This window comes from Rheinheimera baltica DSM 14885, from assembly GCF_000425345.1.
GTDB lineage: Bacteria > Pseudomonadota > Gammaproteobacteria > Enterobacterales > Alteromonadaceae > Alishewanella > Alishewanella baltica.
The window spans coordinates 66994-83416 of the sequence record NZ_AUDG01000001.1; the positions used below are offsets into that span (position 1 = coordinate 66994).

At 46.5% G+C, this 16423-nt stretch carries 14 protein-coding genes; 5 read left to right on the forward strand and 9 right to left on the reverse strand.

Annotated elements, in window-relative coordinates; translation table 11 throughout:
- Positions 1 to 16: 16 nt before the first annotated feature.
- The 6 genes from H595_RS0100300 to H595_RS0100325 form a co-directional block, all read right to left on the reverse strand.
- On the reverse strand, positions 17 to 871 hold the full coding sequence (locus tag H595_RS0100300; protein WP_205623140.1) for an outer membrane lipoprotein-sorting protein: 855 nt from the start codon (positions 869 to 871) through the stop codon (positions 17 to 19).
- 41 nt (positions 872 to 912) lie between these two features.
- Positions 913 to 3327 (reverse strand): efflux RND transporter permease subunit, encoded by a 2415-nt coding sequence (locus H595_RS21370; protein ID WP_051219675.1) that lies wholly within the window; start codon positions 3325 to 3327, stop codon positions 913 to 915.
- A complete protein-coding gene (locus H595_RS21375; RefSeq protein WP_051219676.1) occupies positions 3324 to 4412 on the reverse strand; it encodes a sterol desaturase family protein in 1089 nt (362 codons plus the stop codon). The genes H595_RS21370 and H595_RS21375 overlap by 4 nt, the downstream gene beginning before the upstream one ends.
- Before the next feature lie 525 nt (positions 4413 to 4937).
- Positions 4938 to 5441: a hypothetical protein gene (locus H595_RS0100315; RefSeq protein WP_027669389.1), complete on the reverse strand. Its 504-nt coding sequence runs from the start codon at positions 5439 to 5441 to the stop codon at positions 4938 to 4940.
- 64 nt (positions 5442 to 5505) lie between these two features.
- Positions 5506 to 6441, reverse strand: a complete 936-nt coding sequence (locus H595_RS0100320; RefSeq protein WP_027669390.1) for an SPFH domain-containing protein — start codon at positions 6439 to 6441, stop codon at positions 5506 to 5508.
- A gap of 44 nt (positions 6442 to 6485) precedes the next feature.
- Entirely contained in the window at positions 6486 to 6932 is a 447-nt protein-coding gene (locus H595_RS0100325; RefSeq protein WP_027669391.1) for an NfeD family protein, read from the reverse strand.
- A gap of 106 nt (positions 6933 to 7038) precedes the next feature.
- Between H595_RS0100325 and H595_RS0100330 the strand changes: the two genes are divergently transcribed.
- Positions 7039 to 7887, forward strand: a complete 849-nt coding sequence (locus tag H595_RS0100330) for a matrixin family metalloprotease (RefSeq protein ID WP_027669392.1) — start codon at positions 7039 to 7041, stop codon at positions 7885 to 7887.
- 11 nt (positions 7888 to 7898) lie between these two features.
- On the opposite strand, the gene H595_RS0100335 is transcribed toward H595_RS0100330, so the two are convergent.
- The 3 genes from H595_RS0100335 to H595_RS0100345 form a co-directional block, all read right to left on the reverse strand.
- Positions 7899 to 8807: an ABC transporter ATP-binding protein gene (locus H595_RS0100335; protein WP_027669393.1), complete on the reverse strand. Its 909-nt coding sequence runs from the start codon at positions 8805 to 8807 to the stop codon at positions 7899 to 7901.
- Complete coding sequence (locus H595_RS0100340; RefSeq protein WP_051219677.1) at positions 8804 to 9631, reverse strand: ABC transporter permease subunit; 828 nt, start codon at positions 9629 to 9631, stop codon at positions 8804 to 8806. Before H595_RS0100340 ends, H595_RS0100335 begins: the two co-directional genes overlap by 4 nt.
- Positions 9632 to 9874: 243 nt before the next feature.
- Entirely contained in the window at positions 9875 to 10753 is an 879-nt protein-coding gene (locus H595_RS0100345; RefSeq protein ID WP_027669395.1) for a LysR family transcriptional regulator, read from the reverse strand.
- Between the two features lie 98 nt (positions 10754 to 10851).
- On the opposite strand from H595_RS0100345, the gene H595_RS21380 reads away from it, so the two are divergent.
- The 4 genes from H595_RS21380 to H595_RS0100365 are packed head-to-tail and all read left to right on the forward strand — an operon-like array spanning position 10852 to position 16422.
- Positions 10852 to 12222 carry an NADH-quinone oxidoreductase subunit L gene (locus H595_RS21380; RefSeq protein ID WP_037053260.1) on the forward strand — a complete coding sequence of 457 codons (1371 nt, stop codon included), beginning with the start codon at positions 10852 to 10854 and terminating at the stop codon, positions 12220 to 12222.
- A complete protein-coding gene (locus H595_RS0100355; protein WP_027669396.1) occupies positions 12219 to 14660 on the forward strand; it encodes a DUF2309 domain-containing protein in 2442 nt (813 codons plus the stop codon). The genes H595_RS21380 and H595_RS0100355 overlap by 4 nt, the downstream gene beginning before the upstream one ends.
- Positions 14657 to 15451, forward strand: a complete 795-nt coding sequence (locus tag H595_RS0100360) for a DUF6671 family protein (RefSeq protein WP_027669397.1) — start codon at positions 14657 to 14659, stop codon at positions 15449 to 15451. The genes H595_RS0100355 and H595_RS0100360 overlap by 4 nt, the downstream gene beginning before the upstream one ends.
- Positions 15448 to 16422, forward strand: coding sequence for an L-threonylcarbamoyladenylate synthase (locus tag H595_RS0100365; RefSeq protein ID WP_027669398.1), 975 nt, complete (start codon positions 15448 to 15450; stop codon positions 16420 to 16422). The genes H595_RS0100360 and H595_RS0100365 overlap by 4 nt, the downstream gene beginning before the upstream one ends.
- Position 16423 lies beyond the last annotated feature (1 nt).

Genomic DNA, 16423 nt, shown 5'->3' on the forward strand with positions numbered 1-16423 from the left:
GAAACGCTAAGTAGAGTTAGTTCATCGCAGCGGCCCGCTGCATGTTATCCGGCAGGAAAATGTCATCACCCACCCCCACGCCGTAGTTAATATCCTGGATCAGGAAAATACTGGAGTGTTGGCGTTTGTCGTTTTTGGTGGTGATCATTTGCATTTTTTGCGCTGTCCAGATGCCATCAATTTGCTCAACATCGGTTGCCATAAAATATTTTATTTCGCCAGCACGCGCTTTCCATATTTTGCTTTTTACCTGAAAGAAAATGTCTTTGCGCACCCAGGTTTGGGTTTTTACATCACCGGTAGTGCGTAGCACCTTGTCGCGTAATGCGGCTTTAGGTTCATATTCAATTACCCAGCAATCATGGCCATCTACCATCTCGCTTTCCTTGATAATGCGATAGTCGTACCATTCCAGTTCAAAGCCACTGATGTCAGCATAGCTAAAGTCACTACCCAAAAAGGCGGCGGAGCGGTCTTCTGATGATATGCGCTTCACTTTGTTCAGCGCGGGTAAAAACAACCAGGATTCATCATCAACGTCAGCAGAGGCGTTCCAGTCATAGTTAATGTACACGGTGTCTTTAAGATCGGCAGGAGACAGAAAATGCGCCATATATTTTTGTTTGTCGCCATATTCTTTGGCGTACTGCTTTAACTGCCGCACCCGTTGCCTGTTTCGACTGTCAATTAGGATCATCGCGCTGGTCGCAACAGAATTTTCACCTTCATCGCGGGCGTCAACTTGCGCCATAATGTCGCGGGCTGACAAACTATTATTCTCTGTTGCACTAACTAAAACCGATAGCAGTAAAAGTGGCGTTAGTAGCCAGCACGAAAGTGTGCGACCTGATACAAAGTTCTTTTTTTTCATAATGTCAGTTCCTTAACGTGATGCCTGATCACATGTGTTTATCAGGCAATGTCCGAAATATTTTTGTCATGGCTCATGGCTGTTTTGTCATTGCTTATGGCATTGCTGTTGTGGGTGTTATCGCTGTGATTAACGGTGTTTCGCTCTGCCGCGCCCTTGTTATCAAGGGTAAAAATAATGGCGGGTAGCAGGAGTAAATCAGCCAGTAATGCCAGTAACATAATCGCGGCGCTAAACAGGCCGACATGAACGATGGGCACAAAAGACCCCAGCATTAGTACCGAAAACCCCAGTACTAACACCACTGAACTAAACACCACGGCTGTGCCAGACTCTTTCATGGTAATGCTTACCGCTGCAAAGCAATCCAACCCGGCTTGTCTGGCTTTGGCGTAGCGGCTGACTACGTGAATGCTATCGTCAACGGCTAGCCCCATGGTCATCGCGCCCACTATCATGGTGCCTAAATCCAGGGAAACTCCCAGTAAGCCGGTTATTGCCGCCACCACAATAATGGGCAACACGCTGGGAATAATGCAGTACAACCCAAGTTTAAATGAGCGGAATAAAACAAAGAAAAACAAACTGATAACCAATAAGCTCAAGCTAAAAGATTTCACCATGCCTTCAGAGGTGTACACGTCTTGTATTTGAAACAGCAGTTTCACGCCCGTCATTGTAATGGCCAAATCAGCGAAGTCTGTTGCAATAGCCTGCTCAATTTGTGCAAGCTCTTGCTCCATGGCAGATGCCGGCATATTGATCATCGGCACTGTCAGGCGAAGATAGCGGTTATCAAAGTCACGCATGTCTGACAGGTCTTCTTCCGGGCCTGCATTTTCATACAGAAACAACAACTGGCTGGTCATATTACTGCTGGTAGGGATCGTGAAATACTCTGGGTTTTCTTCGTGCATCGATTGATTAATTTCTTTTAAATAATCAACAACCGAGAGTATTTTTCCGGTGGAATTTCGGCTTTCGAGGGCCTTCTCCAACAACGCGACACGTGTTAAAAATGCCGGTTGTTTTATACCGTTCTCAGCACCAGAGTCGATGATAACTTCCATTGTCATCGCACCGTTAAAGTGCTCATCAAAGTACAGCATATCCTGACGGGCAGGGTTGTTGTCTTTAAAATACTCAACAAAGTTGGTATCTACTTTTACTGTATTTAACGCCGCGCAAGTGGCCATAAACAACAATCCACCTAGCCACAGAATAGCTTTGCGATGTTGATTGGCAAAGCCCGGTAACACATGCATCAATGCTGCAATGGCATTAGCTATACCGCTGGGTTGCAGGTGCCGTCCGCCCGGCTTGCTGAAGCTAAGCAGGGCGGGTAGCAGGGAAAAACTTAATATGAACAGCAGTATGGGCCCCACGGTACCCAGAATAGCCATTTCTTTTACCGGCACAATATTGGTAGCAGATAGCGTAAAAAACCCAATGGCCGTGGTAATGCTGGTAAATAAACAGGGTAGCCAAAGTTTAAGCATGGTTTGCTTTACCGCTGCTGCACTATTTTGTAGCTGGGTATTGGCATTGATAAACGCCAAAATAATATGCATACACAAGCCGATGCTAATGATAATCATCGTGGGTATCAGGGCTTGATCGACGGCTGAATGTGGGTAACCAAGCACACCCTGTACACCGTTTAACATTGCTATGGCAAAAATGATCACCGTCCAGGGCATAAGCGTGACATACCAGGAACGAAAGCTAACAAACAGCACGATAATCATAATCAATGCCATCACCGGATACAGCACGGCCGAGTCGCTTTGATTGCGGGTTTCAAACTGCTCATCAAACACTGGCTGCCCGCCAAAGCGAATGCGATAACCCTGCTCGGTATACTGCTGTTGCTCGACATAGGCATACAGCGCTTTGACTAACGCCACCTTGTGTGCGGGTGAGTCTTTGACATAGCGAATACGTGCGGCAATGCGTGTTTCGGTAAGCGCAGTATTCACTAAAGTGTCTAGTGCCAACGCTTCGGATACAATACGCTGACGCGCGGCATCAAGTTGTGCGTCGGTGGCATTAGCCGCATGCTGATTTGGAAATAAATCTTCAATATTTAACGCATCAGCATCACCATGAATATATTGATACTTCGCCAGCGATCGAACCTGCGTAACCGCTTCTTGCTGTTCTAAGAATAGCGTTAACTCATTTACGATATTCATCGTTTTTGATGTAAAAACGTCTTGTTGCTCTGGGGCACTTACGCCAACAACAAGGTATTCATTATCGCCGAACAAGTGTAATAATTCATTGTATTCCAGTACTTTAGGATCATCATCAGCGAAGTTGCGTTCAATGGTGTGGTCGAACGGTATGCTGCTACCCAAGTAGCCGCCAGCTAACAGTAATAGCACTGACAGGATGATAACCAACCAACGTTGGCTGATAACCAGGTTAGCCCAGCTTGCTATAAACCGGCTCATACTTCAGTCCCCGAAGCGGCGTCTGCCTGTTCCGCTGCTCTAACTTTGTTATCCAGAATTAAGCCTATATAAAACAGCAAGCCACCAACCATCGCTAAGGCAAACAGTTGCACACCAAGTGGCAAGCTGGTTTCATAATTGCGGTAAACCGTAATGGTGATCAGCATAAAAGCAAACCACATAATGGCTTTTTGCAAACTGGCTTTACTAATTAACGGGTCAAATTTTTCACGACCGGTGCCAGCATGATCTGCTGCTGCGCCACTTTTTTTCGATAAGTAGCTTGGCGGGCCAAAAAGGGCAACTAACTTGCCTCGAAGGCTTGGTTTACTTTTCGCTTCGGCAAAAACCCGGGCCAAAGTGGTAATTTGCGCAGTAACCGGATTAAGCGTCGTTGTTTCCTGACCAATACCAATTTCTGGTGTTTCAGTGCGTTTTGCAAAAGTACCAAACATTTTGTCCCAGATAATCAGCACGCCGGCAAAGTTCTTATCGACATAACAGCGGTTACGGGCATGGTGAATTTCATGATGGTATGGGGTATTAAAAATTAAGCCAAAAGTTCTGAACTCAGGTAGGTAAGAGGTGTGGATCAGAAACTGATAAAGGTTATGTGCTGCAAAAATCAGGAAAAAGGCGGCCGGTGAAAAGCCCAATACCGCAAACGGCAGGTAGACACTGATGATAGTGAATTCCTGCATTACGCTTCGACGCAGTGCAACCGTAAGGTTAAACTCTTCCACTTCATGGTGCACAACATGGCCAGCCCATAACACACTACAAACATGACTTAATCTGTGGAAGCCATAAAACACTAAATCAACCAGTAGCATCAGGCCGATAAATACCAGTAGCGAGTCTTCGATGGTGTATAAACGATGCGTGTTGTAGAGGTAGATGTAAAGCAGAGCAAACAGGCCTTTAGAGATAAACCCCGTTACCTGTTCAAAGATGCCACAGCTTATATTGCTAATAGCGGCATTAATTCGGTAGTTTTTTTTCTTTCTGCGCATGTCGTATAGAAACTCAATGACCACGCAGGCAATCATAAACGGAATGCAAATTGCAATGATATCAGGATACATAACAAGTCCTTTGATTTACGTTAAAAAAACATTTATCACAGTAATACTCGCGATCTGTACATATATTGAACTCTATAAAAGCGATTGTCTTAACGTTTTAGCATTAGTCAAAAATATATCAGCCATATATTGCACTAATATTAACCATTTGATGTTGTTATTTTGCACTTGTTATGTTTTAGTTTATTTATGGTTCTAACTTGGAAACTGTTTAGTAATTTCATGGCTCCATAAGAGAAACGTGCAATACCGCTAGCAAAATGGCCAACGATATTTTCAGTAGGCAATTAGTAAAAAGCTCACACATAGCCACTAGCTTTGGCGCAGCAGCTATTACGCTGGTAAGAAACGGATAATTAATATCGCATTATCCTTCCTTGCAAGAATCTATGATGAGAGAAATCAGTCGAGAGACAAGTTTTGAGAGATATCTGTTTGAACGCAATGCGGTTTTAACGTTTAGGTAAAGTAACTTAGTCACAGGATGCAACGCGGTGCTTTACGATGAATCCTGTAACTTATTAGCTATTTCTGCTGAGCTCGCTGTTCATAGGCTAATTTAGCTTGGCCTACTTTCTCAAGTTTACGTTGTAACTCAGCGGACTCCTGGCTTAGCTTCGCAATATGCTTTTCAAACTTTAGTTTTTTATTTTGCGTTATAAAACTCACATATTCAGCATTGCTATTGTTTCTGCCGCTTGCCCCTTGCATAAAAGCCTGCGCCTGATAACCAAGCTCTCTATTAAAGTAACGTGGTAAACATTCCATTTTCTTTATGTGAGAACCTATATTTGCTCTGGGGTGACAATCAATACTAAAGTTGCTTATTGTGTTAAGTGCATTATAAGACTCGATAAAATCCATTTGCGCTAATTCAAGCTGTCGCTTGTAGTGATGCTCGCTTCTTTGGCCTGTCACAGTAATGCGTTCAATTGCATCGGAGCTTTGTTGCTGCATAGCGTTAATGTCCGCAGAAAGAAAAATACTCAGACAAAGTATTAACATCGAGTAGTAAGCTGAAATTTTCATAAATCTCGTCTCCTAAGTAGATGTAGGCGGCAATAACACTAAAACCGCCCCTTTCGACACAACGCTATTTTCTTGGTTGCGCTATTTTTAATATTTCAGTTAAACCGGCTACCGCGCCGCCAATATTTGCCAGCTCAGCAGGTACTATCATGGTGTTATTGGTTTTGGCCAGGTTGCCAAATTCTTTAACGTATTGTTCAGCAACACGCAGACTTACCGCTTCTGAACCGCCAGGATGATTTATTGCTTCAGCAATTTGACGAATACCTTCGGCAGTCGCGATGGCGATAAGCTCTATTTCACGTGCACGGCCTTCGGCTTCATTTATCTGCCGCATCTTGTCACCTTCAGACAGGTTGATCACTTCCTGCTTCTGACCTTCAGAAACGTTAATCATCGCCTGACGCTCACCTTCAGATTTCGCAATCGCGGCGCGGCGTTCGCGCTCGGCACGCATTTGTTGCTCCAGTGCGTCTTTAATACTAATGGGCAGCTCAATATCGGCAATTTCATAGCGCAGCACTTTTACGCCCCATGGCGCGGCTGCTTCGTCTAGTGCTTTGACCACCTCTTCATTTATTTTCGCGCGTTCTTCAAAGGTTTTATCTAAGTCTGTCTGGCCTATAACTGAACGCATGGTGGTTTGCGCTAACTGCGCCGATGCATAGCGGTAGTCATTAATACCGTAACTGGCTTTATGCGGGTCGATAACCTGTAAATATAAGATACCGTCGATACCAACCTGGATATTATCGCGGGTGACACAGGTTTGGCGCTGCACATCGATAACTTCTTCTTTTAAGCTGTGCATGTAGGCAACTTTATCCACAAAAGGGATAAGAATATGGAAGCCTGAGTCCAACGTGCGCGAGTATTTACCTAAACGCTCGATAACAAAATTACTTTTTTGCGGTACTACACGGGCCGTTTTTATAATAGTGATAATAACTGCCAACGCAAAGCCGGCCATTAAAATGGTATTAATATCAATTTGAGCCATCAAATTTACTCCTTAAAATAGATGGTTAGTGAATAGTGTAAAAACTAATTTGGTTTAGTTGCAGATACCACCAATTTGATACCGTGATTCGCCACAACCCAGGCGATATCCCCGGCATGTAATGCATCACTCGACTCGGCGTCCCACTGCACGCCGTTAAGCACCACGCGGCCAGCGCCTTGGGTAAAATCAGTATGTACGTTAACGCGGCTACCAATATCGTCCGCAAAACGTGAAGGTTGTTCATTGCTGTCCGCCGTATATCCAACAAACCAGCGTTTAAAATGGCTGCGCGTGCTGAATAACAATACTAAAGACAACACACCAAACAACATAAATTGTGTGCTGTAGCTTTCTATTACCCCTATATTAAGCAACAAGCCGACAATAATAGCTGCAATACCAAAAAATACCGCCACGATACTGGTTGCCATTAATTCAGACAAAATCAGTACAATACCAACGATAATCCACAGGGTAGCAATATTCACTTAATTTGCTCCTTAACAATTGTTATGCTGTACATTAACTTAAGGCATACAAAGTGGTCAATGCAAACTGCATTGGGCTGGCATTAGATAAGCTGTTGGTAACCGAATGAGATTTTTACTGCGGGCACTGTTTTATACGCTATTACTCTACGTAAGTTATTTACTGTTAACCGGCTTAATTCGCAAAGATGCACCTTTACCTCAGGTGTTAGAGCGCTATGCCGAGGCTACGGTAAAACAGTATTTATGCACGTTACCCATTAGTTGGCGTATCGGTGAACTGGACCCGGCATTTGCCCTAACCCTGGAGCAGGCAGAGGATGCCGCCATGCTAGCGGCTGCGCAGTGGAATAACGCCTTTGGTATAGAGGTGTTCCGCTATGACAATATTGAAGGTTTCCCCATTAATTTTGCTTACGACGAACGCCAGCAACATCTGCTACAACAGGCGCTGTTACAACGTAATTTACAGCGTTACGACAGTAACATTAATCAGCGGTTAGAGAATTTGCAGCATCAACATGCGCGCTTGCAACAACAACAAACGCAGTTCGCCCGTGAGCAACAGCAGTTGAATGCACGTCAGCAACAATTACAGCAAAAAGCCGAAGAACTTAATGCAAAACAACAGCAGTTGGTACGTGAACAAGACTATGTCAACGATACTGTAGCAGATCGGAATGCCCTTTTGTCGCAACAGCCCGCAACCGACGTTGCCGCCGAAGTGGGCCTAATGGAAATACGGGGTAAACAGCGCACTATGACTATTTTTGCATATAAAACATTGGTTGATCTGCAGCTGACCATGGCACATGAATTTGGCCATGCATTAGGTGTAGGCCATACCGATAGCCCGGCATCGGTGATGCATTTTGCTTTAAACACGCAACAAAGTGAACTAACGGTAGACGACATTCAAGCTGTTAGCCATCAATGTGACTTGCAGCCACAATGATGGTAATCGCCTTAAACAGCCTTAAATAACTTCTGCTCTAATGTCTGGCCTTTCGTTAAATTACGATAGCGCCAGCCGTTAGCCGCCAGGCATTGTAAAACCGCCAAGTCAAAATCCGTGTTTTGCTGCACGCTATAACATAACACCAACTCTTTTTTCTGGCTGGCGTTAATACTTACCAAACCAGGCAGCTGGCTCAGCGACTGGGTTACTGCTGCGGCATCATCCTGCTCTAATTGCAGCGTCAAATATTGTTGCTGAGAATCAGTTTCGCCGCTGGCTTGAGTTTGCAGTTGGCCATGTTCCAGATAAAGCACCTTATTACACAGCTGTTCAAGTTCAAAGATATTGTGCGAGCTAATCATAAAGCTGACGTCGCCACTTAAACGGCTAATAAGTTGACGAATATGTAGCGCATTTACCGGGTCTAAGCCCGCAGTGGGTTCATCCAGCAATACCAACTCTGGCTGACCAATAAACGCCTGTGCTATGGCAGCACGTTTGCGCATGCCGTGACTAAGCGCTCCGGCTTTATGTTGCACCTGCTCGCTTAGCTCAACCAGTGCCAGTACCCGCAATGTTTCGGCACGGGCAGCTTTATTGCTTAACCCTTGCAAGCGGCCAAAAAAATCGAGCTGCTCACCAATACTAAACGCAGGATCAAATTGCGCATCTTGGGGCAATGCCGAAACCTTGCCAAATAAGGCGTCGCTACCAGCGCGGTGGCCGAGCAAACTTACGCTGCCGCTATCAGGCTTTAAATAACCACATAAAATACTAAATAAGGTGGTTTTACCGGCGCCATTTGGCCCAATAAGTGCCGCAACGTCACCCTTTTCCAACTCAAAACTCAGTTGCTTTAATACCTGTTTGCTGCCGTAGCTTTTTGTCAGAGCCTGACATTGAACAATCGCATTCATAGCATTTTCCTTTTCAATATCACAGTCGCCAAACCTAACAACACTATGGTTTGCACTAGCGGCAACACTGCATGTTGCAAGGTTTGCCAACCTTGTAATGGCAACAACTGCAATACCTGCGTACCGGGCAGATAGCCCAACAAAAACAGAAAATCAGGAAAGTAAAATACAAACCAGCTTAACATGGCAAATAACAAACCCAGACTAACGATAGCAAGGCTTACGGCAAGTCGGGACGAGCGCACCAAGGCTGAAAAACAGCTCATTAACGCGGTAAACGGCAACAATACAATGAACAAATTTACAGCAATCACCAAAGCTGCACTGAGCACAGCGAGACTAATACCGCCTTCACGCCACATCGCTAACGACAGCGTTGCGGCTAAAGATAGTAAGATTAGACAACTTTGCACCAGCATTTGGCCACTAAACCGCCCTAGAACAATACTCAACCGGCTGGAGCGCAGAGCCAGAAAACGCAGTGTGCCGCGTTCTATATCGCTGCATAATTGGTTCGCAGTAAAAAACAGGCTAAATAGCGGCAGTAATAACAAACTCACCGCCCAATACACGGCAAGTTCCGGTGCCGGCCAGGCAAATAACTGCGTTAAACCAGAGTCACCAAAAATACTACGAAAAAACTGTTGAAAACCATCATTGGCAATAAGCTCGCTGGCGGGTGCTATGGCATAGCGCAATAAGAAAAACCAGATCATAGTGGTTGCAGCCAATGTCTTAAGGCCACGTCGGGTAAGCCAAAGTCGGCGTAGTTCAAAGCCGGCATAAAGCTGGCTATGGTGCAGGGTAAATCCCAATGTTGTCATAGTGTAAATCCCTATAGGATAAAGTGCCGTGAGGCTCGATTTATCAAAGCCTGAGCTGAGGATGCAGAGACAATGCCAAATTTTAAGCTATTGTTTTTAATATCTTATTATCTAATTAACCATTTGCATACTACTAAAGCATCGCCAAATTAACCACTTATTAGCCGATAACCCCATACGCAGCTAAGCTGGCGTACCTTTAACCCCAAGAGTGACAAAAATTTTATATATTATCGCATGCGGTTACATAGTAAATGCCTGCAACAGCAAGTTTAATTTTGGGTGCAATAGCTCACGTTGCGTTGTGACAATATAAAAGTTTTCATACACTTGCGGCAGTGTCAGGTATTTCTGCAAGCGGCCATTTTTTAGCTCATCTTTTACCACTACTTCAGGCATTACGGTTAAGGCGCCACTGTCTCGCACCAACAACCGTAGCATGGCCATGTCGTCCGCTTCTGCTACTACCTCAGGTTGCAATTGAAACTGGGCGGCTAGTGCATCAAACGCGGTACGGATAGGGCTTTGCGAAGGTGGAAGTACCCAGCGTTGCCGCTGATATCCCTGATTTAAGCTTTGCGCAGCTTCAATACCGGCAGGTCCAATAATAGATACAGGCTGGCGTGCCAACAGCCTGCACTGCCACAACTGGTTGTCATGCCCCTGCACGATGATATTAGTTAGCGCTAAATCAAGCTGATGCTGGGCCAAGGCATTTAATAGGGCCGGCTGATCCATCGATAACAAGGTGTATCTTGCATCGGGCATGGTGAGCAATGGTGCAATAAAACTTTCAATAAAGTTACGTGACATGGTGGATAACACGCCAATCCGGATAGGGCTATGCTCCGGTTGTAGCCCTTGCATTAACAAATGCTCCAGTTCGGCCCCACGACTAAAAATATCTTCCGCATATTTCAGCGTTTGATATCCACTATCGGTTAGTAGCAGTTTACGACCTTCACGATGAAATAGCGTCACCTCCATACTCTGTTCTAACTGCTTAATTTGCGATGACAGCGCCGACTGTGAAATGTGCAGCAATTCAGCAGTTCGGGTCAAATTACCCTGCTTTGCCACCTGCCAGAAATAATACAAATGATGGTAGTTTAATCGGCTCATTGTTCACTTTTTAAGAACGATTTCTAGTTAATAATGTATTTTACTTAATATAGGTTGCTTATCACAATGACGCCAGCAAAACTAATTGGAGATACGCAATGCAAGAATTGCTGGTTCTAACCCCGTTAAACTCCCTGTTACTCATATTGGTTATGTTATTGGCAGTGGTTATTTGGCGCTACAGTGCTACTGCATTACATGCAGAAACAGATAAACCTCGTTTTATGCGAGCGTTAGCGACAACGTTTAGCGCTGTTATTTTTACCTTGCTCAGCAATCACTTATTACTTTTCTGGTTTGGCTGGGTACTTATAAGCTTTAGTTTGCAACAGTTACTGCTGTTTTATCCGCAACGACCGCGCGCCCAGTTAGCCGCGCACAAAAAAGCGCTTAGTGCGCGTTGCGGCGAATTATTGTTAGCGCTGGCGTTTATGCTGCTTTATGCCGAGTACGACACCGCTAACATCACTGCGTTAATTCAGCTTATTGCAACACAAACAACGCTAAGCCTAACCGGTCACATTGCCGCGATGTTGCTGGTATTAGTTGCTTTGCTTAAATGCGCCCAATTACCCTTACATGGCTGGTTGATACATGTTGTTGAAGCCCCAACGCCAGTATCGGCGCTACTGCATGCTGGCATTATTAACCTTGGTGGCATCTTATTACTTACGTTTGCACCATTATTAAGCCTTAGTATGCCCGCGGCCAGCCTGTTGTTGGTGGCGGCAACATTGAGCACAGTGTTAGCGGCGCTTATTATGACAACCCGGATCAGTATAAAAGTACGTTTGGCATGGTCTACGGTGGCACAAATGGGCTTAATGCTGGTAGAAATTGCGTTAGGCTTCTATACCTTAGCATTACTGCATTTACTGGCGCATTCTTGCTATAAAGCTTATGCCTTCTTACATAGCGGCAATGCCGTTAATCATTATCTGGCGGCGCAGCTGGCACAACCGGTTATACCGCATCTACGCCATTGGTTTGCTTCACTAAGTCTGGCAGCGGGGTTAATCGGTATCACTCATTTACTGGTCATCCCCTTTGTAAACCTGAGTAGTGCGTTGTTACTGATCTTGGCGATTAGCGTATTACTACTCCCGGCGCTTACCCGGACTGATAGCCGCCGCCCTGTAAGATTGTTAATAGCTAATGGCTGCGCAATACTGCTTTTAGCCATTTACCTTGCTGGTAAAACCTTACTGCAGTATATAGCGCCAGCCGATAATGCCTTATCGATGGTAGCGGATTTGTTTGCCAGCCTGGCGTTTTTAAGTCTGTTTGCTCTGGCATTGCTCTTGCGTTATCACGCCCAGCGCAGTGCCGTGAACCGGCTTTTTATTTGGCTCAATGCCGGTGGCTATCTGGATGAGTGGGCTACGCGGGTCACGCTAAAACTTTGGCCATTTACCCCGCAACCAACAAAGAAAAACACCGAATTAACCCCAGTGGAGACAGTGAAATGAGCGCAGTATTAAGCACATCGGCCCCTGTAAACCATAGCCTGGCGCTACTAGTTGCCAACGCTGCCAGCCAAATTGCACCTGTGTGGCCGCTGGATCAAGCTATTGCAGTAAACCCCTGGTGGCCTAAGCGCGCAAACGCCTTTGCTAGTGTCTGTGCAGAGCAACAGCTATTGGCGGGAACAGATTGTTTAATGAGCGCCAACTGGTACTTGTCACAATGGCAGCAGCAAATAAGTGCAATACACTTGCAACAAGCGTTGGATGAATCCCACTCCTCATTAAGTCAGGATGAAGCTGTTGCTGCACTTCGACATCAACACACATTACCTCGCTGGAAAAGACTCTGCGAACTACTCACCGAACATAGCCAAGACAACGACACACTGCCGTGGCAACAGCTTATTTTACAACAGCTAAGCCAGTTCCTTGCGCTGTATCATCAATATCCAGAACGTTTCGCTGTTGCCACTGACAGTCCTGATCATTTGTATCAAAGCTGGTTAAGTGTCGTTCGGCAAGACAAAGGGCTTCGCGTACTTACCGGCACTAACCTGTTACCACTGTTTGATACACTGCCTGACTGCAAAAACACACTTCTTGCAGAATTAGAAAACTGGTTAACACAATGGTGCCCTAGCGAACAATCGCGACTGGCGTATTTTGAAGCGCTTCTACAAAGCATATCCGGCTGGGCAGGTTGGCAAAGCTGGCTTGACTGGCAAAAACAACTGCAAGGCGAACACGGACATAAAGCCGTATGCCAGTTGCTTTACATGCTACTTGGCTGGGATTGGGTGCTGTGGCAATTTAGCTGCCGCCAACCTAACGTCGTCAAACCTATACTGGCCGAGCTACAACAGCAAGCAGAGCAATACCATGCCATGCAACAGCACACTAGGCAGCTACTAAGCGCTCGCCAGCTATGGCAGCGTGCGCTAGAGATCAGTGTGCAAACCCCGTTACTGCGCCAGTTACAACAAGCACAACAACAGTTACAACCTGAATTAAGTAAAAGTAGTGGCACAGCCTCAACACCTGTATTGCAAGCGGCATTTTGCATAGATGTGCGCTCTGAGCCTATGCGTAGGGCATTGGAGAAACAGCATCCCGCCATCCAGACACTGGGCTTTGCCGGCTTTTTTGGCTTGCCCCTGGCGTATCAGGCACCTGACAGCACGCTTACCCGGCCACAGTTGCCAGGCTTGTTTGCACCGGCTATCACCGTGACACAAATACGCCCTGAGCCAGCAACACTGACCCGTCAACCTCTTTTAGGTTGGAAGCAAAGTTTTGATACCGCCTCATCCAGCCTTGGCATGGTAGAAGCCGCAGGGCCAGTTAAACTTATTAGTTTGATTAAAAAAGCCTTTTTCCGTCCAGCACCACACCATGCATTAAATAAGCATCTTGATGACAGTCCGTGGCAGTTAATAAAGCAAAACCAAGCCCTAAGCATTGAAGAACAAGCAGAGCTTTGCGCTGCCATTTTATCGGCAATGGGCCTGAAGCTAAATCTGGCACCGACAGTGCTGTTGTTTGGACACGGTAGTCAAAGCTGTAACAACCCCCACGCCGCGGCATTGGATTGCGGTGCCTGCGGCGGCCAAACCGGCGAAGTTAATGTCAAGGTATTAGCACAGCTACTGAATGATAGCCAAGTGCGCACTGCGCTGGCGCAACATCACAACATCGTGATACCAGCAGAAACGCGCTTTTATGGCGCAATGCACCATACAACAACTGATGCACTGCAGGTGTTTCAAGCGCCGGAGCAGACAGAGTGGCTTAGCTGGCTTGACGCTGCCAGCAAACAAGCACGGACTCAACGTGCAACACAATTCTCTGATGCTCCACAGCAAGCGTCTGGCTTAGCCGCTTTTTTCGCTAATCGCAGCCGCGATTGGGCACAACTGCGACCAGAGTGGGGCCTGGCGAATAACGCCGCCTTTGTGGTTGCCCCCAGAGAGCTTACTCAAACATTAGATTTACAGGGCCGCTGTTTCTTGCACGATTACAATGCCGACAACGACACTGACTTTGCCTTATTAAACACCATTATGACCGCGCCAATGGTAGTCACCAACTGGATTAACCTGCAGTACTATGCCTCAGTTGTGGCGCCGGAAAAATACGGCAGCGGGAATAAATTACTGCACAATGTGGTGGGCGGGCATATTGGTGTGTTTGAAGGAAACGGCGGTGATTTACGAAATGGCCTCTCCTGGCAATCAGTACATGACGGGCAAAAGTTGCGTCATCAGCCTGTGCGACTGAGTGTCATTATTGCTGCTCCCGCCCGTGCCATTAGCGATATTATTGCTAAAGCGCCTGATGTTGCAGCACTCGTCAATAATCAGTGGTTGTGGCTATTCCTGCTTGATGCCAACGGCCAATTACAGCAATGGCAGCCACAAGGTTGGCAGCAGGTTAAACTATGACCCAGCACGTCGCCTTGTTAACACAACATCATAAAGCCGGGTTTATTGCCCCAGCTATGCAGGAACTTGATTGGCAAATAAGCACAATAGCGTGTTTTGATACTGACTTACTGGGTAGTTTTGCCGGCGAACACGCGCGCTTTATGGCGCCGCATGAATGTGCGTTTCGAAAAGCGGCGCTGGCGGCTGATTTATCAGGCTTGGCTATTGGCTTGGGCAGTGAGGGAAGTTACTCCGCAGGCCCTTATGGTCTGGGTACAGTTAATCTGGAGCTGTTATGCTGCATTAATGTAGAGCAAGGTTGGGCGGTGACCGGGCGCTATTACGCACCATCTCGCGCTCAGCAATGGCATATTGCCAGCGAAGAAGCGTTACAACAGGCCATTGCTCAAGTGTGCCCTGGCCAGCATGTGTTAATACAACAGGAAGATGAGTTTGCCAAGGGCTTAACGCCTACTCAAGCGCTGCGCCTCGCGCCTGCTATGCTGAAACAAGGTCCTTTAGAACTGCGTTATGACTTGCGGGCGCATCTTAGCTCTGAGCGACAACAGCATATTCTGCTAGCAGCCGAGGATCTTGTCCGGCGAATGAATAGCACTTGCCCCAAATGCCATACGCCAGGTTTTGTGCCTGACATTACAATACCCGGTTTACCGTGCGAAGCCTGTGGTGCGGCAACCCGATTGATACTGCAACATCAGGCAGTTTGCCAACGCTGCGAATATCAACAGCTGTACCCGGCAAAACAGCCTTTTGCCAACCCTCAATATTGCCCGGAGTGTAATCCATGAATACATTACTGCTGGACGCTAATATACCTGCCGATGTGGATTTATCTGCTGACTTATTACAGGCGGGTAAACTTGTAGCCGTGCCAACTGAAACGGTTTACGGCTTGGCGGCTGACGCCACCAACCCGGATGCTGTCAGGGCAATTTTTACCGCGAAAGGTCGTCCGGAAAATCACCCGCTTATTGTGCATGTGGCAAATAAAACGGCCTTACCGCGCTGGGCAAAAAACATTGGTGTTGAGGCTTACGCCCTGGTGGAAGCTTTCTGGCCGGGTCCACTTACCTTGTTGCTCCACAAAGCGGACCATGTTTCTAGTGTCATAAGCGGCGGTTTAAATACCATTGGATTACGCATGCCCTCACATCCGGCGTTGTTGTCGCTATTGCAAAGACATGATTTAGCTTTAGCAGCGCCGTCTGCCAATCCCTATAAAAAACTTAGCCCAACTTCAGCACAGCAAGTAATGGCGGGGATGCAGGGTAAAATAAGCGCTGTACTTGACGGTGGTGTTTGTCAGTTTGGCCTGGAATCAACCATTTTAGATATGACAGGAGTCAAACCAACAATAGTGCGGGCGGGTCCTATTTCAGCGCAGGCTATCGCCAAGGTTATTGGCCGCCCAGTTGAGCAACCACGCCATCATAATGCCGTAGTGCCAGGCAATGTTAAGGCACATTACCAGCCAGAAAAGCCGTTATTATGCTTTAGTCGGGAAGAACTGCTGTTACATTTGCCATTGCTGGATCATAACATCGCCTTACTGCATGTTTCTGCGTTGCCAGAAACGACAAAAGCCTATCGATTTGCGATGCCTGCCGAGCCCGTCGAGTATGCCCATCGATTGTATCAAACCTTGTTTACTGCCGACCAACAACATGTTGACGCCATTTGGTGCGAGCTTCCTCCAACAGGCGATGCTTGGTTAGCGGTGCATGACAGGTTGTGCCGGGCGGCTTATAGCCCATCTTAAC

Bases quoted from the DNA above. Each gene is read 5' to 3' on its own strand.
- H595_RS0100300 (WP_205623140.1), bottom strand. From the start codon at position 871: ATGAAAAAAAAGAACTTTGTATCAGGTCGCACACTTTCGTGCTGGCTA.
- H595_RS21370 (WP_051219675.1), bottom strand. From the start codon at position 3,327: ATGAGCCGGTTTATAGCAAGCTGGGCTAACCTGGTTATCAGCCAACGT.
- H595_RS21375 (WP_051219676.1), bottom strand. From the start codon at position 4,412: ATGTATCCTGATATCATTGCAATTTGCATTCCGTTTATGATTGCCTGC.
- H595_RS0100315 (WP_027669389.1), bottom strand. From the start codon at position 5,441: ATGAAAATTTCAGCTTACTACTCGATGTTAATACTTTGTCTGAGTATT.
- H595_RS0100320 (WP_027669390.1), bottom strand. From the start codon at position 6,441: ATGGCTCAAATTGATATTAATACCATTTTAATGGCCGGCTTTGCGTTG.
- H595_RS0100330 (WP_027669392.1), top strand. From the start codon at position 7,039: ATGAGATTTTTACTGCGGGCACTGTTTTATACGCTATTACTCTACGTA.
- H595_RS0100335 (WP_027669393.1), bottom strand. From the start codon at position 8,807: ATGAATGCGATTGTTCAATGTCAGGCTCTGACAAAAAGCTACGGCAGC.
- H595_RS0100340 (WP_051219677.1), bottom strand. From the start codon at position 9,631: ATGACAACATTGGGATTTACCCTGCACCATAGCCAGCTTTATGCCGGC.
- H595_RS0100345 (WP_027669395.1), bottom strand. From the start codon at position 10,753: ATGAGCCGATTAAACTACCATCATTTGTATTATTTCTGGCAGGTGGCA.
- H595_RS21380 (WP_037053260.1), top strand. From the start codon at position 10,852: ATGCAAGAATTGCTGGTTCTAACCCCGTTAAACTCCCTGTTACTCATA.
- H595_RS0100355 (WP_027669396.1), top strand. From the start codon at position 12,219: ATGAGCGCAGTATTAAGCACATCGGCCCCTGTAAACCATAGCCTGGCG.
- H595_RS0100360 (WP_027669397.1), top strand. From the start codon at position 14,657: ATGACCCAGCACGTCGCCTTGTTAACACAACATCATAAAGCCGGGTTT.
- H595_RS0100365 (WP_027669398.1), top strand. From the start codon at position 15,448: ATGAATACATTACTGCTGGACGCTAATATACCTGCCGATGTGGATTTA.